The organism is Bacillus sp. Root920 (assembly GCF_001429445.1).
In the GTDB taxonomy this organism is placed as follows: Bacteria; Bacillota; Bacilli; order Bacillales; family Bacillaceae; genus Bacillus; species Bacillus safensis.
The window spans coordinates 1,180,366-1,202,043 of record NZ_LMJV01000001.1 but is presented as its reverse complement, the minus strand read 5'-3'; the positions used below and the strand labels follow the sequence as shown (position 1 = coordinate 1,202,043).

Annotated in this window: 20 protein-coding genes; 4 read left to right on the top strand and 16 right to left on the bottom strand. The window is 42.5% G+C overall.

The annotated features are described in order from the left end of the window. Positions 1–64: 64 nt before the first annotated feature. Both ASE42_RS05775 and ASE42_RS05770 read left to right on the top strand, forming a co-directional pair. The gene (locus ASE42_RS05775) at positions 65–496 is read left to right on the top strand and encodes an Rrf2 family transcriptional regulator (RefSeq protein WP_024425294.1); all 432 of its coding nucleotides are present in this window, start codon (positions 65–67) and stop codon (positions 494–496) included. A gap of 159 nt (positions 497–655) precedes the next feature. Further along, a complete protein-coding gene (locus ASE42_RS05770; protein WP_041109904.1) occupies positions 656–2,131 on the top strand; it encodes a catalase in 1,476 nt (491 codons plus the stop codon). Between the two features lie 112 nt (positions 2,132–2,243). Here the strand turns inward: ASE42_RS05770 and ASE42_RS05765 are convergent, their stop codons facing one another. After that, positions 2,244–2,564, bottom strand: coding sequence for a YqzG/YhdC family protein (locus tag ASE42_RS05765; protein ID WP_390892003.1), 321 nt, complete (start codon positions 2,562–2,564; stop codon positions 2,244–2,246). Between the two features lie 191 nt (positions 2,565–2,755). Between ASE42_RS05765 and ASE42_RS05760 the strand changes: the two genes are divergently transcribed. Next, positions 2,756–3,004 carry a YhdB family protein gene (locus ASE42_RS05760; RefSeq protein WP_024425297.1) on the top strand — a complete coding sequence of 83 codons (249 nt, stop codon included), beginning with the start codon at positions 2,756–2,758 and terminating at the stop codon, positions 3,002–3,004. A 366-nt stretch (positions 3,005–3,370) separates the two neighbouring features. Here ASE42_RS05760 and ASE42_RS05755 read toward each other — a convergent pair whose 3' ends face one another. From ASE42_RS05755 to ASE42_RS05690, 14 genes are all read right to left on the bottom strand, one after another. Beyond that, the gene (locus ASE42_RS05755; RefSeq protein ID WP_056766033.1) at positions 3,371–4,021 is read right to left on the bottom strand and encodes a response regulator; all 651 of its coding nucleotides are present in this window, start codon (positions 4,019–4,021) and stop codon (positions 3,371–3,373) included. After that, positions 4,018–5,163 (bottom strand): GAF domain-containing sensor histidine kinase, encoded by a 1,146-nt coding sequence (locus ASE42_RS05750; RefSeq protein WP_056766031.1) that lies wholly within the window; start codon positions 5,161–5,163, stop codon positions 4,018–4,020. Before ASE42_RS05750 ends, ASE42_RS05755 begins: the two co-directional genes overlap by 4 nt. A 155-nt stretch (positions 5,164–5,318) precedes the next feature. After that, entirely contained in the window at positions 5,319–7,064 is a 1,746-nt protein-coding gene (locus ASE42_RS05745; protein WP_056766029.1) for a phospho-sugar mutase, read from the bottom strand. A gap of 194 nt (positions 7,065–7,258) precedes the next feature. Further along, positions 7,259–8,920 (bottom strand): glycerol-3-phosphate dehydrogenase, encoded by a 1,662-nt coding sequence (gene glpD, locus ASE42_RS05740; protein ID WP_024426602.1) that lies wholly within the window; start codon positions 8,918–8,920, stop codon positions 7,259–7,261. 139 nt (positions 8,921–9,059) lie between these two features. Continuing rightward, on the bottom strand, positions 9,060–10,556 hold the full coding sequence (glpK, locus tag ASE42_RS05735) for a glycerol kinase GlpK (RefSeq protein ID WP_024425302.1): 1,497 nt from the start codon (positions 10,554–10,556) through the stop codon (positions 9,060–9,062). A 15-nt stretch (positions 10,557–10,571) separates the two neighbouring features. Then, positions 10,572–11,387, bottom strand: a complete 816-nt coding sequence (locus ASE42_RS05730; protein WP_024425303.1) for an MIP/aquaporin family protein — start codon at positions 11,385–11,387, stop codon at positions 10,572–10,574. 215 nt (positions 11,388–11,602) lie between these two features. Further along, positions 11,603–12,160 (bottom strand): glycerol-3-phosphate responsive antiterminator, encoded by a 558-nt coding sequence (locus tag ASE42_RS05725; protein ID WP_024425304.1) that lies wholly within the window; start codon positions 12,158–12,160, stop codon positions 11,603–11,605. A 158-nt stretch (positions 12,161–12,318) separates the two neighbouring features. Beyond that, complete coding sequence (locus ASE42_RS05720) at positions 12,319–13,659, bottom strand: aspartate aminotransferase family protein (protein ID WP_056766027.1); 1,341 nt, start codon at positions 13,657–13,659, stop codon at positions 12,319–12,321. A 255-nt stretch (positions 13,660–13,914) separates the two neighbouring features. Then, positions 13,915–15,507 (bottom strand): PucR family transcriptional regulator, encoded by a 1,593-nt coding sequence (locus tag ASE42_RS05715; protein WP_024425306.1) that lies wholly within the window; start codon positions 15,505–15,507, stop codon positions 13,915–13,917. Positions 15,508–15,539: 32 nt separating this feature from the next. After that, positions 15,540–16,457 (bottom strand): AEC family transporter, encoded by a 918-nt coding sequence (locus ASE42_RS05710; RefSeq protein WP_024425307.1) that lies wholly within the window; start codon positions 16,455–16,457, stop codon positions 15,540–15,542. 79 nt (positions 16,458–16,536) lie between these two features. Further along, complete coding sequence (locus tag ASE42_RS05705) at positions 16,537–16,953, bottom strand: VOC family protein (RefSeq protein WP_024425308.1); 417 nt, start codon at positions 16,951–16,953, stop codon at positions 16,537–16,539. Positions 16,954–17,153: 200 nt separating this feature from the next. Next, a complete protein-coding gene (locus ASE42_RS05700) occupies positions 17,154–18,692 on the bottom strand; it encodes a bifunctional GNAT family N-acetyltransferase/carbon-nitrogen hydrolase family protein (protein ID WP_012009394.1) in 1,539 nt (512 codons plus the stop codon). Positions 18,693–18,707: 15 nt separating this feature from the next. Then, a complete protein-coding gene (locus ASE42_RS05695; protein WP_024425309.1) occupies positions 18,708–19,373 on the bottom strand; it encodes an HAD family hydrolase in 666 nt (221 codons plus the stop codon). 311 nt (positions 19,374–19,684) lie between these two features. Next, complete coding sequence (locus ASE42_RS05690; protein WP_056766024.1) at positions 19,685–20,032, bottom strand: DUF5365 family protein; 348 nt, start codon at positions 20,030–20,032, stop codon at positions 19,685–19,687. 109 nt (positions 20,033–20,141) lie between these two features. On the opposite strand from ASE42_RS05690, the gene ASE42_RS05685 reads away from it, so the two are divergent. Continuing rightward, positions 20,142–21,050, top strand: coding sequence for an RluA family pseudouridine synthase (locus tag ASE42_RS05685; RefSeq protein WP_056766022.1), 909 nt, complete (start codon positions 20,142–20,144; stop codon positions 21,048–21,050). A gap of 37 nt (positions 21,051–21,087) precedes the next feature. On the opposite strand, the gene ASE42_RS05680 is transcribed toward ASE42_RS05685, so the two are convergent. Then, the gene (locus ASE42_RS05680) at positions 21,088–21,654 is read right to left on the bottom strand and encodes a class D sortase (RefSeq protein ID WP_041089565.1); all 567 of its coding nucleotides are present in this window, start codon (positions 21,652–21,654) and stop codon (positions 21,088–21,090) included. Between the last annotated feature and the right edge of the window lie 24 nt (positions 21,655–21,678).

The window sequence follows — 21,678 nt, the reverse complement described above, 5'->3', positions numbered from 1 at the left end:
AACAGTTTTTGTCTAAAATGTGTTACGATGATACAAAACTCTATTAGGTTTAGAGGTCGTCAAAATGAAACTTACGAATTACACAGATTTCTCATTAAGGGTACTCATTTATTTAGCTTCGAGAGAAAATAATGAACTGTCAAATATTCAGCAGATCGCCGATGTTTATGGCATTTCTAAAAATCATCTGACGAAGGTGATTTATCATCTTGGGAAACGCGGGTATGTGGAAACGATTCGCGGAAGAAATGGCGGGATCAGGCTTGGAAAAAGCCCAGAAAGCATTAATATTGGAGAGGTTGTCCGTTATACAGAGGATGATTTAGTCATGGTTGAATGCTTTGATCCAAAGAAAAACAGCTGCATCATCTCCCCAATTTGTTCATTAAAGCATGTACTTCATGAAGCACTCACTGCTTATTTAAGCGTTCTAGACCGATACACACTAAACGATTTAACACAAAACAAAGATGCTCTTAGAGAGCTCCTGCTTTAAGGCGAAAGAATTTATTCTTTCGTCTTTTTCTTTACCTTCTTGTAATAATAATTTATTTAAAATTATTATAAATAAATATTGACTATCATGTTTGATTCAATATAATTAGGGTATATAGATTGCTAGAAAACACTTTTTTGTTTACAGGAGGAGAAAAGAATGACAAATTCAAATCATAAAAATTTGACAACGAACCAAGGCGTGCCTGTTGGCGATAACCAAAACTCAAGAACAGCTGGTCACCGCGGACCTACCTTTCTTGATGATTACCATTTGATTGAAAAACTCGCACACTTTGACCGTGAACGTATTCCAGAGCGCGTCGTTCATGCAAGAGGCGCCGGCGCTTACGGTGTGTTTGAAGTAGAAAACAGCATGGAGAAACATACAAAAGCAGCCTTCTTAAGTGAAGAAGGAAAACAAACAGACGTTTTTGTTCGCTTCTCTACCGTTATTCATCCGAAAGGTTCACCTGAAACATTGCGTGATCCGCGCGGCTTTGCTGTCAAATTTTATACAGAAGAAGGCAACTATGATCTCGTTGGTAACAACTTGCCGATCTTCTTTATTCGTGATGCATTGAAATTCCCTGATATGGTTCACTCTCTCAAGCCAGATCCTGTAACCAATATTCAAGATCCTGACCGTTATTGGGATTTTATGACCTTAACGCCTGAATCCACTCATATGCTCACATGGCTTTTCTCTGACGAAGGAATCCCTGCAAGCTACGCTGAAATGCGCGGTTCTGGTGTGCATACATTTAGATGGGTGAACAAATACGGCGAAGCAAAATATGTGAAATATCACTGGAGACCTTCTGAAGGTATTCGCAACTTATCTATGGAAGAAGCAGCGGAAATTCAAGCAAACGATTTCCAGCATGCGACAAGAGATTTATATGACCGCATTGAAAAAGGCAACTTCCCAGCATGGGACTTATATGTTCAGCTTATGCCGCTTAGCGATTATGATGACCTTGATTATGATCCATGTGACCCAACAAAAACGTGGAGCGAGGAAGATTACCCGCTTCAAAAGGTAGGACGCATGACACTCAACCGCAATCCTGATAACTTCTTTGCTGAAACAGAACAGTCTGCTTTCACGCCAAGTGCATTTGTTCCAGGAATTGAGGCATCTGAAGATAAACTGCTTCAAGGCCGTCTGTTCTCATATCCTGATACGCAGCGCCACCGTCTTGGTGCGAACTACATGCGCATTCCGGTTAACTGCCCTTATGCACCTGTACACAATAACCAGCAGGATGGCTTTATGACAACGACTCGTCCAAGCGGTCATATTAACTATGAACCAAACCGTTATGCCGATCAGCCAAAAGAAAACCCTCACTACAAAGAAAGTGAGCCAGTTCTTCACGGTGACCGTATGGTGAGACAAAAAATTGAAAAACCGAACGATTTCAAACAAGCTGGAGAAAAATATCGAAGCTACTCTGAAGAAGAGAAACAAGCATTGATTAAAAACCTAACAGCTGATTTGAAAGATGTGAATGACAAAACAAAATTACTTGCAATCTGCAACTTCTATCGTGCCGATGAAGATTACGGCCAGCGTTTAGCAGATTCACTTGGAGTGGATATTCGCGCTTATCTTCAAGGTAGCATGAAGTAATTCCATTTCGAAAAAAAAATTGTTGGACAAAGGGCTAAAATGATCTTGATTTTAGCCCTTTGTCTTTTTTGACTGAACGCCTCGAGCATCTTTTACAAAAAAAGGTGCTTCTTTATAGCCGAAACACGTTAATACTAATCAAATGACCGGTTACCGGATGAAAATAAATTTCTGCATGTGCGGCAAAGCGAGTTGATCCTTCCTTTACAGTGACGCGAAACACATCTTTTGTCTGCTCATCATTCACTTCTGTCCGGCCAATGTAATGATAATCATTGAAAGCGGCACCTTTATATTCATCTTTAAACGCTGTGTACGCAAGTCTTTCCCAATTTTCAAACGGCTGCACCGCTGCTTTTGATGCAGGATGAATCATCAAACTGCCAAGCAAAACGATTCCTGCTGCAATAAGCATCCACAATTTCGGCTGCATGATATCATTGAACTCACTTTCATATATGTTTTGTTTAGGTTTAGCTGGCTGGTCCTTTTTCATACATGAAGCAATTATTCAGCCTATAATTCCCGGTACACGATTGATGCGGACACCAACTTTTCCCCTGAAAAAGTCGATATCATCCGAGCAAACTAATGAGGACTTCTCAAGGGAAAGGAGAAGGTTTAATGAATGTGGCGGATTATGATAAAGCACTTTATTATACGCATCGCTCGCAATGGGATAATTTACTTATTCTTATGGTACGTACGCAAGATGATTTGCTCTCGAAACGTATTGAGCATTTCTTACATGCGTATCAATTTAACCGGAACGATGCAGATGTTGAAAAATGTTTATATGGGCTCCTGCAGTACATTGACCATGCTTCAGAGGCTGCTGCTGCTGAAGTTTATTCACAACCGATGTACACATAAAGAAAAAGGGCTAAAATGAATTTTTTTAGCCCTTCCCTTTTACATACAATTAGCAGTGCGCTGTGATGGGAAACATAAAGTGGCTGACATGAAATAGACGGGAGCGTTAGAGATAATCCTAACGAAAATCACTTACTAATTCATATGCCTCCACCTGATCCCCCCCCATTTTACATTCACCTTTGATTGACCAGCTCTTCACCTCCTTTAAAATAAAAAAAGACTTGATGAGCATACTCTCATCAAGTCTTTTTTTGTTTTTCTATTAGAAACGTCAAATAACCAACATCTGTGCTCTTTTTTATTCAATTCATTGTTTTGAATGTGCGCTTAAAAGTTTTAGCATAACGACTAAATTCTTTTCTGTTATAGCAGCTCTTTCGGCTGATTTTTTTGATAATCCACTGCATACAGAGCCGCTTGGGTTCGATCTGCCAGCTCTAATTTTGATAATACATGAGATACGTGCGTTTTGACAGTCTTTTCAGAAATAAACAGCGATGAGGCAATTTCTTTGTTGCTTTTGCCTTTTGCAATCTCAAATAAGACATCTCGCTCTCTATTGGTGAGCTCTTTCATCAATGCCCATTTCTGCTCTTTTGGCTCTGTCAGATGCTGCACGAGAAAGGTCGTGATATGACCATCTAACTGATAGGTGCCATTTTGGACTTCAATCATGGTCGAAAGCAGCTTTTCTGGTGCTACATCCTTTAATTGATAGGCTTTCGCCCCTGCTTGAATGGCGGGAATGACATAATCTTTATCCGCATAGCTTGTCAGGATCACAATGCGGGCGTCCGGCATTTCCAGCGTCATTTGTTTCGTTGCCTCAATGCCATTCATTACAGGCATAGACAAATCCATTAAGACAATGTCAGGCTGAGACTCTCTGACAACCTCTAATGCCTCTTGCCCATTGGACGCCTCACCAACGATGTCCACATCAGGCTGTGTCTGCAAGAAAAACACAAGCCCTTTTCTCACAATATGATGATCATCTGCAATGACAACTCTCATGACGATCCCTTCCTTTCTTGTGAAAATGGCACTTTTACATGAATCGTAGTTCCTTTACCTAACTCTGAATGGATACAAAATGTACCTCCTGCTCTTCGGATGCGGTCAGACATCCCTTTCAGCCCAAGTGAAGGAAGGCTCATCTGCTCGTCATATTGAAAACCTTTTCCGTGGTCAAGGATTTTCATCTCCAACGTGTCTTTTGATTGCTCAAGCTTGACCTCGACTTCTTCTACTTCCGCATGTTTTTGACAGTTATTCAGCGCTTCTTGACATACCCGAAACAAAGTTTCATTGTGAGAATGATCCATTTCTATACAGCCTGATAAAGATAAAGTGCAGCGTAATCCTAAAAGCTGTGCATACTCTTCAATTGCTGTCGTAAACCCTTTTTCAAGGCCTCTTGGTCTCAGCTGCCAAATGAGTGATCGCATTTCAATCAGAGCGTCTTGTGACAAATGCTGAATAAAATCAATCATTTCCCCTAGATTCTGATCGCTTGTCATTTGCCGTGCAGCCTTAGCAGTCAGACTGACAGAGAACAGCATTTGGTTGACAGAATCATGCAAGTCTTGTGCGAGCCGGTTTCTTTCTTCCAGAAGTGCGTGCTGCTGTTCATTTTGCACAAGCTTCATCCGCTGAATGGCAGTGCCAATTTGAAGTGCAATGCTTTCAAGCAAATTCAGCTCTTCTTGCGTAAACGTGACTTTTCCTTTTGCCGCCACATTTAATAAACCGAATGTACGCTTACACGCTTTTAGCGGTACGGTCGCATGATGAGTAATTCCTTCTGTATCCCCGAGCTTTTCTTCAATCGCCGTTTCAATCCGTTTGCAATTAATAATATTGGTGGCTGATTGCAGTGAACCTTTTGTGTATCGACTGATGCAATAACAATCATTTTGACACATGAGCTGCTTTTGATGCTTTGCTAGTGCTTCAGGTAAGGAAACCTCTGCCATCAGTTCATATGACCCGTCTTTTTCTATAAAATAAATCCATGCTGAATGAAAGCCTGTGACATCCATCAGCATATGGAGCACTTCATGGAGCGTTTCTTTCATTTCCATACCTTCATTAAGCTTTTCAGCAATTTCTTTTAACGTTTTTAATGTTTCAACCTTCTCTTGGTATTCTCCCATACTGTTTACCCCCGGCATTTGCAGCCTTCACTTATCATTACGCTCATTATACCATGGGCCCCCTCGTCGCCCTTTCTCCAAAAGAATGATTTCTTCTCATCCTTTTGGCTGAGAAAAAGCCATCATGTATTCATACACGACGGCCTTGTCTTTCGTTATTTCGCTGTTTCTTCCACAATATCATAAACGACTTTCATCACTTCTTCTGACAAATGCTTTAACTTTTCTTCACTATCTGTTAAAGACGTGCCTTTGACTGCAATATAAAATTTCACTTTAGGCTCAGTGCCGGAAGGTCTTAAGCAGAACCACGAACCATCCTCAAGGAAGTATTTCAGCACATTTGATGCTGGCAGGTGAATGGTTTCCTCTTTCTTTTCAGCCACAAGTTGTCTTTGACTTGATTGATAATCCTCAATCACTGTGATGCGCTGCCCTGCGATGGCAGCTGGCGGGTTTGTTCTAAAGGTATGAAGGATCGCTGAAATCTGCTCTGCTCCTTCTTTTCCTTTTAAGGTTAACGACTTTAATCCTTCCCGGTAAAATCCAAACTGCTTGAAAATATCGACAAGCGCATCGTACAAGGACTTGCCCTGCTTTTTATAGAAAGCAGCGACTTCAACGGCTAAAAGTGCCGCTTGCACCGCATCTTTATCTCGGGCAAAGTCACCGATCAAATAGCCATAGCTCTCTTCATAACCGAATTGAAACGTGTATTCTCCGCTCTTTTCATACTGCTTAATTTTTTCTCCAATAAATTTAAAGCCTGTGAGTGTGTCTATCGTGTCGGCACCAAAAGCTGATGCTACAGCGCGCCCAAGCTCACTTGTAACAATGGTTTTCATCACAACGGAACGAGGCGGCAGCTGACCCAGCTTTTGTTTTTCAGACAATAAATAATGGAGCAGCAGAGCGCCTGTTTGGTTACCTGTTAAGACGGTAAATTCTCCTTCGTGATCTCTGACCGCAATGCCTAACCTGTCAGCATCTGGGTCTGTGGCAATAAGGATATCTGCATTTTGTTTTTCACCAAGCTTGATGGCGTACTCAAATGCTGCATGCTCCTCTGGATTCGGCGAGGTCACTGTTGAGAATTGTGGATCTGGTTTTTCCTGCTCAGGCACAACAGTGACATGCTGATATCCAAGAGCCTGCAGCCCGTTTCTGACAGGGTGATTGGCTGTCCCATGAAGCGGAGTAAACACGACTTTGACATCGACCTCATGTGCCAGCTCAGGGTGCACACTAATGGTTTTTAATTTTTCAATATAAGCATGGTCGATTTCTTCTCCGATTATTTTGATCAGCCCTTGCTGTTTCAACGTTTCTTCAGAGTCAACTGAAATCGACAGTTCATTTTCAATTGCATCTACTTCTTGAATGACTTGATCTGCTTCAAATGGAGGAAGCTGCCCGCCATCTTCACCATACACTTTATAGCCATTATATTCTGGTGGATTATGACTTGCTGTCACGACGATTCCAGCAAATGCATGCAGTTCACGAACCGCAAAGGAGAGCTCTGGTGTCGGACGCAATTCATCAAATACGTACGTTTGAATGCCTTGTGAAGCAAGTGTTTTGGCTGCTTCCATCGCAAATTCAGGCGATTTATGGCGTGAATCATATGCAATGGCGACGCCTCTATTTTTTGCATCCTCTCCATGTTTCGCAATATACGTAGCAAGACCTGCTGATGCTTTACGAACAGTGTACACATTCATTCGGTTCGTGCCTGCACCAATCTCACCGCGCATTCCTCCAGTGCCGAACTCAAGGTTTTTGTAGAAACAGTCTTCAAGTGCCTGGTGGTCATCTTGATGCGTCTCCAGCCATTCCTTTAATTCAGTATCCAGGTGCTTCTCATTGATCCATCGCTCATAATTCGTCTTCCAACTCATGGTCGTCCTCCCCAGCTCTTATCATCAATAAAATAACATCTACTGTTATTTTATATGGAATCATCCTTTATGTCATGCTATATCATTAGCAGTTGGAAAAAATGTTGCACAAATAAAAAAAGCCGATACATGATCGGCTTTGAGATTGTTGACAAAGGGCTAAAATGATCTTGCTTTAACCCTTTGTCTTCTTTTTATTCAGCATCAAGCGGTACGACTGCTTCATGGAATAGTTGATCTAATTCTGTTTGATGTTTCTGTTTTGCTGCTTCATCCCAGCCAAAACGCTCTGCCATGTAGTCAACAACAGGCTGTGCGTATTTTTTTGCCCAATTGATATTAAATAATAGGCTTCCTGTTCTTCTTAAGAAGAAATCGACAGGTGTTACAGCTAGTTCTTCTTCGATCGCATAGACAAGCTCTGCCAGCACATATGCTGGAATGTTTCGTTTGTCTGCTTCCCCTTGAAGCTGCTCTACTCGTTTGTAGACACTGCTGACGTTTGAACCATATTTTTCAGCTAGTTTTTGTGCAATCGGTTCTGTTAAACCAACAGATGCGCCTTCTGCTGTTTTCGCTTGAACAAAGGCTGCCATGTTTTTAGATCCGCCTACATGGCCGCCTGAGATTGGCATATGCTTTGTTTTACATGGTCCGTAATCTTTGCCCGTTTCCTGTTTCAATCCATCACGTACTAGATCGACAATATGCTCAGCCATTTTACGGTAGCCTGTTAATTTACCGCCAGCAATGGTGATTAAGCCTGAAGATGATGTCCACACTTCATCTTTACGAGAAATTTCTGAAGGGTCTTTGCCCTCTTCATGAATGAGCGGACGAAGACCGGCCCAGTTGGATTCTACATCTTTTTCTGTAATATTGAGGTCAGGGAACATGTACTGAATCGCTTGGATGACATAGTCACGATCGGCTTTTGTCATACGCGGGTGCTCCAGCTGTTTTTTGTATACTGTATCTGTTGTTCCAACGTACGTTTTGCCTTCTCTTGGAATGGCAAAGACCATACGTTTATCAGGCGTGTCAAAGTAAATCGCTTGTTTTAATGGGAAGACCGATTGGTCAAATACTAAGTGAATTCCTTTTGTATGCTGTAAGTGTTTTCCTTCTTTTGAGTGGTCCTTGTCTCTCAGCTGATCTACCCATGGACCTGTCGCGTTGACGATCTTCTTCGCATACACATCGTATGTTTTCTGCGTCATGACATCTTCAATGACAACACCAACCACTTTGCCTTTATCATAAATAAATTCTTTTACTTTCGCATAGTTGACCGCTTCCGCTCCGAATTTCACAGCCTCTTTCATGACTTCAATTGTGAGGCGTGCATCATCTGTACGGTATTCAACATAGTAGCCGCCGCCTTTTAAGCCGTCCTTTTTGACAAGCGGTTCTTTTTCAAGTGTTTCTTTCGCACTTAGCATGCTTCTGCGTTCGCTATGCTTTACGCCAGCTAAAAAGTCATACACTCTAAGTCCAATAGAGGTTGAAAACTTACCAAATGTCCCGCCTTTATGCATCGGAAGAAGCATCCATTCTGGCGTTGTCACATGAGGACCATTTTCGTATACAATGGCACGCTCTTTACCGACCTCTGCGACCATTTTCACTTCAAATTGTTTTAAATAACGAAGTCCGCCGTGCACTAGTTTCGTTGAGCGGCTGGACGTACCTGCTGCGAAATCCTGCATTTCTGCAAGACCGACACGCATTCCGCGTGAAGCCGCGTCAAGTGCTGTACCAGCGCCTGTTATACCCCCACCAATGATAAACACATCATATGGTTTTTTTGTCATTTCCTGAAGCATTTGTTCTCTTTCTAAGCTAGAAAAAGTCATCTCTTGTTCCTCCCATGTTGTACGGTAAAGAAAAAGAGACCGCAAACACCCAAAGCGTATTTCTACACTTCGGTGCCTGCGGTCTCTCCAGTTCTCCAACCGTTCTATTAACTTACTTGAAGTATACCATACTTTTGGTTTATTTGAAAGCTTGAGCTGCTTTTACAGCCTTTTTCCACCCGCTGTATAACGAGTCACGGCTGTCCTCTTCCATTTTAGGGTCAAAGCGCTTGTCAAGGTTCCATTGTTTTGCAATGTCTGAACGGTCGTTCCAGAAGCCAACTGCTATTCCCGCAAGATAGGCCGCACCGAGTGCCGTCGTTTCATTAATTTCTGGACGCTCTACTGGTACATCCAGCAAATCACTTTGGAAGCCCATTAAGAAATCATTCTTTACAGCTCCGCCATCCACACGCAAAGTTTTTAATGAGATGTTTGAATCCTTTTCCATCGCATCTAAAACATCTTTTGTTTGATAAGCAAGTGATTCTAACGTTGCACGGACAAAGTGCTCTTTAGAAGTACCGCGTGTTAATCCGAATACAGCGCCTCTGACATCACTGTCCCAGTATGGTGTGCCTAGACCAACAAATGCTGGAACGACATATACGCCGTCTGTTGACTCAACGCGCTCCGCATAGGCTTCGCTGTCTTTTGAGTCTTTAAACATTCTCAGTCCGTCGCGCAGCCACTGAATCGCTGAACCAGCTACGAAAATACTTCCTTCTAAAGCATATTCAACTTTACCGTCAATGCCCCATGCAATTGTCGTTAATAAACCATGATCCGACTTAATTGCTTTTTCCCCTGTATTCATCAACATGAAACATCCTGTGCCATACGTGTTCTTCGCCATTCCTTCTTCAAAGCAAGCCTGACCGAATAGTGCAGACTGCTGGTCTCCCGCCGCTCCTGCAATCGGGATATTTCTGCCGAAGAAGTGATAGTCTGTTGTTTCACCATAGATGTGTGAAGATGGTTTCACCTCTGGAAGCATAGAAGCAGGTACGCCAAGGATCTCAAGTAATTCTTCATCCCATTTCAGATCGTAAATGTTGAACATTAACGTTCTTGACGCGTTGGAGTAATCTGTGACGTGTGATTGACCGCCTGTCATCTTCCAAATGAGCCATGTATCAATTGTGCCAAACAGCAAGTCGCCATTTTCTGCTTTCTCACGAGCACCTTCTACATTGTCTAAAATCCATTTTACTTTTGTCCCTGAGAAATAAGCATCAATGAGAAGACCTGTTTTATTTCTAAACGTTTCATTGTGTCCTTGCGCTTTTAACTCTTCACAAATGCCTGACGTTTGTCTAGACTGCCAAACAATTGCATTATAAACGGGTGCGCCTGTATGTTTATCCCAAACAACAGCTGTCTCACGCTGGTTCGTAATTCCGATACCGGCGATTTGATCTGCTTCAATGCCTGATTCAATTAAAGCAGTTGAAATGACGGATAGAACAGAACTCCAAATTTCATTTGCATTATGTTCTACCCAGCCTGGGTTCGGAAAATATTGATTAAATTCCTTCTGAGCTGTATGTGCAATTTTGCCTTCTTGATCAAATAAGATCGCTCTTGAGCTTGTTGTCCCTTGATCTAAAGCGAGAATATATTTTTCTTTTGCCATGGTGTTTTCCTCCCCTTACATACTTTCATTTACAGCATTTGTTTGATTTTTCGTAGAGACATAGAGTCCTAACAATACCACAACTAAAATAACGCTTACAATCCAAAAGGCTGGTGTGATGTTCGCTTTAAAAGCTGCATTGTAGAAAACACCGCCAAATGCGCCGCCTAAAATTGGACCAACGACTGGCACCCAAGCATACTTCCAATTCGATGGACCTTTACCTGGAATCGGCAGAATCGCATGTGCAATTCTCGGACCTAAATCACGTGCAGGATTGATTGCATAACCAGTTGTTCCACCTAAAGAAAGACCAATTGCGACAATTAAGAATCCAACAATCAGCGGATTGATTCCGTCTGCGAATTTATTTGCACCAATCGCTAAGATTCCTAGAACCAATACAAATGTACCGATGACTTCACTAAGTACGTTTGCAAAAGTATGCGGAATCGCAGGACCAGTTGAGAATACACCCAGCTTTGCACCGGGATCGTCTGTTGCTTTCCAGTGCGGTAAGTAATGTAAAAAGACAATAATAGCTCCTATTAATGCGCCAAGCATTTGACCGGCAATATACATTGGTACATCAGCCCAAGGAAAACTTCCTTCTAGTGCAAGCCCAATTGTTAGTGCTGGATTCAAATGTGCTCCGCTGATTCCACCTGTTGCATAAGCTGCTATGGCTACTGCAAATCCCCATCCGAAAGCGATTACAATCCAGCCGGACTGATATGCGAGCGATTTCTTTAAATTGACTGCCGCACATACACCGCCTCCAAAAATAATGAGAAGCATTGTACCTACGACTTCACCCCAAAATGGTGTCATGAAAATTCCTCCTCTGGTTCAGTTGCCATCCCCTATGAATGTGTAAAAAAAGATAAAGAAAAAAGATCCACAACAAACATACTTTACATCAGGGTCATTTGTCACCTAGTAAAGCGCTGTTGTGGATCTCCGTTTCTCCATCACATGATATTAACTTAGTGCTATAGTATCAGAGGATGAAAACGTTGTCAATCAATTTTCACATTTTATCTTTTTCACTTTTGGAACGCTTTCCAAAGGGCTGTATTCGATGTTGTCACAGCTGTAGCTCCCGCTTCAAGCGCTCTTTCTACATCTTCTTTTGTACGGATAAACCCGCCTGCAAATATTGGAATCCCAGCTCGCTCGCGCACTTCTGTAATTAAATCCGGTACGACCCCTGGCAATACTTCAATAAAATCTGGGCGGTGTTTTCCTACGAACTCCATGCTTTTTTCCATCGCACTTGTATCAAGTAAAAACATTCGCTGAATGGCATATACCTTTTTTTGCTTGGCTTTTACTATGACAGAAGACCTAGTAGAAATAATTCCTGCCGGCTTCATTTCCTGACAAATAAATTCCGTTCCATACTCATCATGTTTGATCCCATGAATGAGATCGACATGGACAAACATTTTTTTATGATGGGCATTTGCCTCATTCATAATGCCCTTTAGCCGGCCTAAATGCACATCAAGTAAGACCCCATATGTAAATGGACTTTTTAAAAATTCCTCAAATTGCTTCATATTGCGAACAGCAGGTAGAATGGGTTGATCATGAAAACTCATATGCCGTCTCCTTCTATAGTGTATTGGTTCAGTCTTCTCCTAACAGTAATAGAATCTCTTCTATTTTTCAATACACCTAGTGTATCCAATGCCGATTGCACCTAGCAGATCTTAATGTATGTGCTCTTCCCATAGAAAAAAGCAGAGAAATCTCTCTGCTATAACTGTGCCATGCTTTCTTTTAGCGTGTTGATAATAAATGAAGCGTCTTCGGCTGTTATATTTAGCGGCGGTGCAAGCTGGGCAACGTTATTATAGCCGGCAACCGTATCACCATTTTTCCCGATGATCAGTCCGCGTTTTTTACATTCTGCAATCAATTGACCGACAACCTGTGGAGCAGCCGGTTTTTTAGACTGTTGATCCTGAACAAGTTCAATACCAAACAGCAGGCCTTTCCCTCTGACATCACCGACAAATGGATGCTCTTTTAACTCTTGTAAACGTTCAAGCATGTCTTGCCCAAGTGTGTCAGACCGTTCTACTAATTTCTCGTTTTCCATGATCTCTAGGTTGGCAAGGGCAACCGCACAAGAAGCAGGGTGACCGCCAAATGTATTTACATGGCGCAGCCTGTCATACGTATCTTCTCCTGCGTAGGCTTCATAGATTTCTCGTTTCACGCACGTTGCAGAAAGAGGTAAATAGCCGCTTGTGATCCCTTTTGCCATTGTGATGATGTCCGGCTTTACATCTTCATGCATAAAACCAAACCGCTTCCCTGTCCGGCCAAAGCCGCAGATGACTTCATCCACAATGAGAAGCGCTCCATGAGCCTCACAGATGTCTTTGACCTTCTTCAAATACCCTTTTGGTGGCATTAAGATACCGCCGCCTGTAATAATCGGTTCCATAATGACCCCAGCAATGGTCTCACTTAGTTCCCACGTCATGGCTTGATCGATTGCCGCTGCACTTGCCAATGTCTCTTGATCCTCAGGATGACGATACATATCAGGCGGTGCGACATGGATAAAGCCTTGACCTAATGGTTCATATTTATATTTACGCTGCGCCTGCCCCGTTGCAGCAAGAGCTGCTGCGGTATTACCGTGATACGACCGATACCTGGAGATGAACTTTGTTCTTGTGCTCTCTCCTTTTTGCGCATGATATTGTTTGGCGATCTTAAATGCGGCTTCATTGGCTTCAGAACCGCTGTTAGAAAAGAAGATGACATAGTCCCCGCCAAGCCATTCATTTAGCTTTTCAGCCAACTGAATCGCTGGCACATGGCTTTGCGTCAGCGGATAGTAAGGCATTGTATTTAGCTGCTCATATGCCGCTTCTGCAAGCTCTTTTCTGCCATAACCGGCATTTACACACCAAAGACCTGACATCCCGTCTAAATAGCGATTCCCGTGAATATCAGTCACCCATGCGCCTTCTGCCTCGTGAATGACCATGCTTTCATTTTCCTTGTTTGTCCCTTTCATATGATGCCAGATCAACTGATCATCTTTCGCCTGAAGATTTTGAGCCTGCTCATGTATTTTCATCTTCCCGACCCCCATGTATCCGTTTTCATCATTAAAGAAGCTTAAACCGGTTCAGCAGCACATTGCCCCTCTATTCATTATATGGCTGAAAAGGGAGGCATATGAAACTGAAACTAGGCCGCCCGTAAGAGAGAACCAACCATTACTTTCATTATAAAAAAGGGGCCGGGCCCATTACATTAGACAGATCGTCAACTGATTGAAAAGAACGGTAAGACACTCTACTCGGATGCTTAGCAAATCTAACATACCTCGTTAACGGTCATTTCCTTGCAGGAATTCATATGCAAGAATCGCAAATTCAAGCGCCTGTCGTTTCGGTGCCTGCATCATATCCTCGCCAAGCAATGCTTGCAGTTTATCTAGTCTATGATAAAGCGTCTGCCTGACAATATAGAGCTGGCTTGCAGTTTCCTTTTTAGAACCGTTTGTCTGTAAAAAGATATTCAGCGTTTGATAAAGTCTTCCGCTATTTTGCTTATCATATAAAATGACAGGCTCCAAATACTCTTTCACCATACATTCAAGCAGTCCGCTTTCCTTCATGACAGGCATAAGACGGAGCATATGCAAATCTTGATAAAATGGGCTTTCCACACGCTGGGGCATCACTTTCTTTAAATGCAGCACTTCTTTGGCTGCTTGAAAACTTTTTCTCATATGCTGAAACTGTTCACAATATGGACCGATGCCAAAATTGATCACAGTTCCGCGGGGCTGCTCGCGCTCATACAATTGTTTGATGTCACTCGCAGCCCTCTCTGCACGCTCTTTCCAATCCTCCTTCTTTCTCGTGTTCAATAAAATAAACAAGGTTTGTCCTTGATGCTCATACGGAATCAAATGGAAACCTGCTCGCTGAAAGATAGAGCGGCACGATACGAGAAAATATAGATTTCCTGCGATTTCTTCGATTTGATGATGCTTTTGAAAGAGCATCACCACACAGCCGGTTGGCTTTTTCAATCCTTCTGTTTCTTCAAGATGCTCTAAAATATCTCTTTCTGTATGCTCTTCTTGGAACCATTTTTGCAGCCATTCGTTCTCTTTTGTCTTCTTCAATTCTTCTGTATAAAGCTCTCTTAGCGTTTGCTGGGCCAGAGCATTTGCTCCTTTATCCATTACGAGCAATTCGAATTCTGAGAGTGTGTTTGTTTGATGAATGAGCACAAGGTCTGCAAATGTTTGCTTGAGTGCAAGCACTTCTTTTTTGGTCACTTCGTATCCTTTTGGCAAGGAAGCAAACTGTAAATAATTCATGACCATCTCTTCGGTTTGTTTAGAGGAATCACATAAAATAATCGGCTCCCCCTGAACAGGAATGAGTAAAAGAATGCCCCTTACGTGCTGATACACTTGGTCCAAAATATCCATCTGCGGATGGGGAGTCAGCAAAAGCTCATTCAGCTTTGATGATAGTGCTTCTAGATCAGCCATCATTTGATACTGGCGTTCAATCATCATCGTATGGAGATGCTGTGTGATGTTGACGAATTTCACTTCTTTTGTAAACAAAATCAGCGGAAAATCTCTTTCTTCTGCATACGCAATCAGTTCTTCCGGCACATCGAATCTGAGCGGAACAAATTCAATACATAAGCCTGCCGCACCAGAATCGATCAGCTGTTTTAAAAATGCTTGAAACACATCCAATTGATCATGAAAGCCTGCGGCTGTGGTTAATATGAGCTCTCCCCCATTTAACAAATCTTCTACAGCAGGCACTTCTAGCACATGGACCCATTTGACCTGCCGAAACAATCCCTTTTCTCCTGCTAACACTTTTGCATGGGCAAAATACTTTGTTTTCAACACATCACTCACTTGAAAATGAACATCTGCATTCATTGATATGTCCCCCTTTGTTTGCCGCCTATCCCCTATCCCAGAGGGTGCATAGATAAAATCCATAATAAAACTGGTAATGTCACAATGCTTAAAACGGTACTGAGAAATGTCGTGCTTGAGACAAACTCAGGCTTCGTTCGAAATTGTACAGCCATGAGCGTGGTATTTGCTGCTGTCGGCATGGCTGCAACTAAGATCATAATTTGTTTCACTAGATCATCTACCGGTAAAATGAGTGTAAAGCCAAATGCGATGAGTGGTGAGATAAACAGCTTCAGCAATACAGCATAAGAAATATTGCGATAATCCACTTGCTTAAAAGAAATGACGGCGAGCTGCATGCCTAAAATAAGCATAATCGTCGGTATGGCGGCATCTCCCACAAGCTGGACACCCGTCATTACCTCTTTAGGTAGTGTAAGATCCATCAGCTGAAATAATAGACCGAGGAGTGCTCCATATGCAACCGGCATACGCAGCACTTTTTTCAGCACGACCTTCCCATCCCCTGCATCCTCTCCGCCCTTTGCTGCATAATACATACCGATCGTACTCATGACAAGCTGCTGCAGCACCATTAAGACGATGGCAATATCTAAACCTGCTGCTCCGAAGACAAGCAGGACAACAGGCGTGCCGTAATTCCCATTGTTCATAAATGCTGACGACAGAATCATGGCACAATACATTTCCTTCGAATAACCATAAATACGAGATAAAATAAAGACACATAAAACAAGTGAAAGACAAAGTCCGACGACAAAAATAGATAGGTACACATAGTCCATCGACACTTTGTTTTGATAAAAGGTTTCAAACGCAAGAAATGGTGACATTAAATATAAAGACATTGATGAGAGCGTATGTATGTCAAAACCAATAGCCTTCTGCCCAATATACCCGATAAGGAAAATACCGAACACTGGCAGTAAGACAAGTAAAAACTCCATGCTGCACCTACTTTTCTCTAGATGAATTCCTATTCTTCCTCATAATCATACCACTGTTAAACAATAAAAAAGAAGCACCCTATGAAAGGCCGCTTCTCTCCTCATCCAAATAGAACACTTCCCACAAATGACCATCAAGATCCTGAAAGCTCCAACCGTACATGAACCCATGATCCTGCTTTTCCTTAAACGGTGATCCGCCTGCTGCCATCGCCTGCTCCACCAGCTCATCGACCTCTTTTCGTGAATCAACCCGCATAGAGACAATGACCTCTGATCCCTGCCTTGCATCCACCAATTGTTTTTCTGAGATGGTTTGAAAATGCTTATGGGTTAATAGCATAACCGTAATGGTGTCACCAATGACCAAACAAGCTGCCTGATCATTCGTCAGCTGCTCTTGAAAGTCAAAACCCAGCTGCTCAAAAAAAGCCTTTGATTCCTTGACATGCTTTACCGGTAAATTGATATACAAATGTTTAGCTTGTCGTCCCATGTTCCTCTCCTTTTTGAACACATGATCTCGTTTCAGTATATTCAGATTTTGCTCCGGCATCCCTTTATCGCATGAAAAAATAAGCTCTCCATCTTATTTAAGCAAAAAATGACGATGAATCTTGAACAGGTAGCAGCGCTCGTGCTGCTACTATGTCTCTTAATCAAAAAAAAGCGCCTTGTGATAGGCGCTTCCTTTCATTATTTCTTATATTCAATATGGTACACGTCTCTTCTTCGGTCTTTGAGCTGACGTACCGTTCCATCTTGCCGCTGTCTTCTTAAAATTTCTAAATCGACATCACCAACGACAACCATTTCTATATTCGGATTACATTCTCCTACAATCCCATCTCTTGCAAATTCAAAGTCAGATGGGGCAAAAATTGCTGACTGTGCATATTGGACATCCATATTTTCGGTTTGCGGAAGGTTTCCGACAGTTCCTGAGATTACGGTATAAATCTGGTTTTCAACCGCTCTAGCCTGAGCACAGTAACGCACTCTTAAATAGCCTTGGCGGTCTTCTGTACAGAACGGCGTAAAAATAATTTTCGCTCCTTTATCAGCTGCAATCCGAGCAAGCTCAGGAAATTCAATATCGTAGCAAATTTGGATCGCAATTTTACCACAGTCCGTATCAAATACCCGAACCTGATCACCTGCTGAAATCCCCCACCATTTTCTTTCATTCGGTGTGATATGGAGCTTATATTGCTTTTCAATCGTTCCATCACGTCTAAATAAATACGCGATATTGTAGATTTTCCCTTCCTCTTCAACGAAATGGGATCCACCAATGATATTAATGTTGTACTTCACAGAAAGGTCTGTGAACAAATTAATGTAGTCCTCGGTATATTCTGTGATCCTTTGCACTGCAAGACTTGGGGAGCGCTCCTCTAAGTAAGACATGAGCTGCGTTGTAAAGATTTCTGGGAATACGGCAAAGTCAGCTGACGCATCTGATGCGACATCAACATAATACTCCACCTGATTCATGAATTCCTCGAAGGAATGAATTTGTTTCATCGCATATTGAATGACGCAAATACGAACTGGGAATGCCGATTTATAATATCTCTTCGATTGCGGACGATAATCGACGTTGTTCCATTCCATTAACGTCGCATATGTGCTCGATGCCTTATCATCCGGCAAGTAATTCGGATTGATCCGCATGAGGCTGAATTCATTTAACAGCTGAAAAGATAAAACAGGATCATAAATTTGGTGAAGCATGACCTGCTCCACATATTGACGAGGCGTCATTTCCTCTTGGTATTTATGATAATTCGGGATGCGTCCGCCAATGATGATGCTTTTTAAATTTAATCTTCTCGCTAAGTCTTTTCTTGCTTCATATAAACGATGGCCAATTTTCATGCGGCGGTATTCAGGACTAACCATCACTTCAATCCCATACATATTCATCCCATCTGGATTATGGTTAGTGATGTACCCATCATCTGTGATGTCCTGCCAAGTATGACGGTCATCGTATTCATCAAAGTTAATTAATAAACTTGAACAAGAGCCAATGATTTCCCCCTCAAATTCAGCACAAAACTGACCTTCTGGGAAATGCTCAAGATGGCTTTCAAGGTGCTCTCGTTTCCAAGGGTCCATGCCCGGAAAGCATACCTCCTGCAACGCGATGATTCGGTCAATATCTTCTTCCCGGATATTACGGATCACCATTCTTTTTTCAAACCGCGTTAAATCGAGTTTTTCTGCCATGATGTTTTTGCCCCCTTACTGATCCTCTTTTTCAAGCTGATGGAATAGCTGGAGCAATTCGATTTCAGCCATGGATTCTAATCTGACATCATATTCTTCAAACTGCAGCGTACTCGTCACTTTATTTGGGACGATGACGCATTTCATGCCTGCGCGTTTGGCAGCAATTGATCCATTCACTGAATCCTCAAATGCCACACAATCCTTTGGCTCTACACCTAAGCAGCTTGCGGTTTGCAAATAAAGCTCTGGATTTGGTTTGACTTCTTCCACATCATCTGACGTGCGAATACATTCAAAGTAATCGAAAAGACCAATTTGCTTCAGGTGATCAGACACCCATTTATAGTCTGAGCTGGAAGCAAGTCCAATCTTAATTCCAAGCTCCTTCGCTGCCTGTAAATAAGCTTCTACACCGGGTCGTGCTGATTCATCCTTCATTCTCTTTTGAAAACGAGAACGCCGGTCCGCTGTGAGTGCCTCATGATCGAGCGTCTTTCCTAGCTGCTTTTCTAAGTATTCAAAAGGCTTAAAGCCTGCCTGCGTCCCAATAACGTTGCCCCATACAGAAAGAGGCAGCTCCGACTCATGCTCTGCAAACATTTCTTGTAAAACTTCATATTCATGTGTTTCTGTATCTAAAATTAATCCGTCAAAATCAAATATAATCGCCTTTACCAACGAGGCCACTCCTTTTTTTTACGAAAGTCTTTAATATGATACTCAATGCTATCATATCGTGAATAAAATTGACTTTCAAAGATGAATGTCTGCTAAAATAATTATGTATAAAAGGAGCCTGTACCAATTTTGTCAGGCTCCTACCCGTGTTCGGTTTATTCTGCAAGAGATCCAAGCGCTCCGATTCGTGGAGAAATAGGCAATGTTGAAAAAGAGCGGGTTTGGTATTACAGATCTAAAGGTTTCTCCGTTCCCTTAAAAATAGTATGTGCGGCAGCCTTGTAAGTTAACAAGGAAGTTCACACCAACTTTTACGCATTTTGAAGACGGCGGCTGGCAAAATCGTCTAAATCAAATGGAAAAGAAAAGCCGCATGCATTGACCTGCTCACGGTTTCGCTCGAATAGCTCACGATCACGCTTTGTAATATGGCGTTTAGGTTTTACAATAATGGTATGTAATAGCTGAAGTCCCGATAAAATACGAAAAGCATCGTTCATCGTTCCGTTATAAACCCCTTCAACAAAGGTCAGCGGGCGTTCTTGTTGACGCGCAGCTGGGTTTTCACCGACAGCATGGGATAGAAGATCTTCAACATCCTTTGATATTTCTTCAATTGCCTGCTCTTGCAGGTCTGTAGCAGCTTTCATTATTCTCACGTGGCATCTACCTCTCTGTCGTTATTTCTCCATTCAGAATAGCACAGAAAAAAAGGCGTTCGCCAAGGTAAGTGTTTCCTATATATACCCAAAGAGAGGAACGAATATCATGAACATTAACGGACACATGCTCTCGCTAAAAGCAGGTGAGCAGGATCATGACACTTCACTGAGTCAGTTTTTAAAAACAGCCGTGTCGGCCTCAAAACCGATTATCCATTTTTGGATGGAGCATCAAAAAATACGTTTAAATCAAAAGCCTGCCCATCACGCGGCAAAAGTCAGTACAGGCGATCACATCCTGATCGATTTATTTGAAACGGAAGAAAGTGATGTGACGCCAGAATATGGTGAATTAGAGGTGCTCTTTGAGGACGAGCACTTATTGATTGTGCAAAAGCCCGCTGGACGACCAACGCACCCGAATGAAAAGGGACAAACGGGCACACTGGCAAACCTTGTGGCCTTTCATTTTCAAGCAAATGGCGAGGAAAAGCGAGTGAGACATATTCACAGACTAGATCAAGACACAAGCGGCACGGTCATTTTTGCCAAACACAGATTAGCTCATGCTGTGCTTGATCAAATGCTTTCTAAAAAAACGATCAGCCGAACCTACATCGCTATCGCAGAAGGACTTTTCAAGAAAAAGAAAGGCACTATCGAGGCAGCGATCGGCCGTGACAAGCATCATGCCGTCAGACGAAGAATCTCTCCTACTGGTCAAAATGCTGTCACTCACTTTCAGGTCATGGACATCAATAAACGCCTGCAAATGACAGCCGTCAAGCTGCAACTTGAGACGGGAAGAACACATCAAATTCGAGTCCATCTTAGCAGTCTTGGGCACCCTTTAGCCGGAGATACACTTTATGGCGGAGCTCGCCATCATATCAACAGATGCGCTCTCCACGCCAAACAAGTAGACATGACACATCCTTTTACAGGTGAGCAACTGAGCATAGAAGCACCGCTTCCACTAGATATGTCCCAGCTCATGGACGAGATCATTCATTAAAAAAGAGCCTGCTTTTAATAAGCAGGCTCTTTCTTCATTAGACAGATGCTCTTTTTGCATAAATAATGTACCGCTCTGGTGCATTGCCGACGAAATGAAATGGATAGCATGTCGTTAACACGAGCTCTTCCTTTTTATTCTGCAAAGTAATAATGGATGTATCATGCTGATCCACGATTTTCGTATGTGTGATTTCATAAACAAACTCACCATACGGCACAGTGATTTTCAGCTGATCGCCAATATTCAATTCACCTGTTCGGCGAAATACCGTGTCACGATGGCCAGATAGGACGATTTGTCCCTTTTGATCAGGGTAATAACTGCCTTTGTAATGCCCGACTCCTTTGGCAAGATCATCCGCATCTGTCCCTTCGACAATGGGTAGGTCTGCTTTTAATTTCGGAATCGTCAGGATGCCAGAGGCTTTCCCCACATCAGGAGAAAACTGCTTCTTTGACATCCCCTGATCGTCCGCTACCGCTTTCTTCGCGTCTTCTAATGATTGTGCTGTTTGAAGGTGCGTAGAGGCGATTTGCCAAATTCCCCAGCCGAGCAAGACAATTCCTGCTGTCATCACAGTAAGTGCAAGCCACTTTTTCATGCTTAAACTCCTTTACCTGTTACA

Excerpts from the sequence above, each read along its gene's own strand:
- ASE42_RS05755 (WP_056766033.1), bottom strand. The coding sequence starts at position 4,021 with ATGAGAGTTGTCATTGCAGATGATCATCATATTGTGAGAAAAGGGCTT.
- ASE42_RS05770 (WP_041109904.1), top strand. The coding sequence starts at position 656 with ATGACAAATTCAAATCATAAAAATTTGACAACGAACCAAGGCGTGCCT.
- ASE42_RS05775 (WP_024425294.1), top strand. The coding sequence starts at position 65 with ATGAAACTTACGAATTACACAGATTTCTCATTAAGGGTACTCATTTAT.
- ASE42_RS05700 (WP_012009394.1), bottom strand. The coding sequence starts at position 18,692 with ATGGCAGAAAAACTCGATTTAACGCGGTTTGAAAAAAGAATGGTGATC.
- ASE42_RS05725 (WP_024425304.1), bottom strand. The coding sequence starts at position 12,160 with ATGAGTTTTCATGATCAACCCATTCTACCTGCTGTTCGCAATATGAAG.
- ASE42_RS05710 (WP_024425307.1), bottom strand. The coding sequence starts at position 16,457 with ATGGAGTTTTTACTTGTCTTACTGCCAGTGTTCGGTATTTTCCTTATC.
- ASE42_RS05730 (WP_024425303.1), bottom strand. The coding sequence starts at position 11,387 with ATGACACCATTTTGGGGTGAAGTCGTAGGTACAATGCTTCTCATTATT.
- ASE42_RS05705 (WP_024425308.1), bottom strand. The coding sequence starts at position 16,953 with ATGGGACGACAAGCTAAACATTTGTATATCAATTTACCGGTAAAGCAT.
- ASE42_RS05760 (WP_024425297.1), top strand. The coding sequence starts at position 2,756 with ATGAATGTGGCGGATTATGATAAAGCACTTTATTATACGCATCGCTCG.
- ASE42_RS05680 (WP_041089565.1), bottom strand. The coding sequence starts at position 21,654 with ATGAAAAAGTGGCTTGCACTTACTGTGATGACAGCAGGAATTGTCTTG.
- ASE42_RS05715 (WP_024425306.1), bottom strand. The coding sequence starts at position 15,507 with ATGAATGCAGATGTTCATTTTCAAGTGAGTGATGTGTTGAAAACAAAG.
- ASE42_RS05720 (WP_056766027.1), bottom strand. The coding sequence starts at position 13,659 with ATGAAAATACATGAGCAGGCTCAAAATCTTCAGGCGAAAGATGATCAG.
- ASE42_RS05685 (WP_056766022.1), top strand. The coding sequence starts at position 20,142 with ATGAACATTAACGGACACATGCTCTCGCTAAAAGCAGGTGAGCAGGAT.
- ASE42_RS05745 (WP_056766029.1), bottom strand. The coding sequence starts at position 7,064 with ATGAGTTGGAAGACGAATTATGAGCGATGGATCAATGAGAAGCACCTG.
- glpD (WP_024426602.1), bottom strand. The coding sequence starts at position 8,920 with ATGACTTTTTCTAGCTTAGAAAGAGAACAAATGCTTCAGGAAATGACA.
- ASE42_RS05750 (WP_056766031.1), bottom strand. The coding sequence starts at position 5,163 with ATGGGAGAATACCAAGAGAAGGTTGAAACATTAAAAACGTTAAAAGAA.
- glpK (WP_024425302.1), bottom strand. The coding sequence starts at position 10,556 with ATGGCAAAAGAAAAATATATTCTCGCTTTAGATCAAGGGACAACAAGC.
- ASE42_RS05765 (WP_390892003.1), bottom strand. The coding sequence starts at position 2,564 with ATGCAGCCGAAATTGTGGATGCTTATTGCAGCAGGAATCGTTTTGCTT.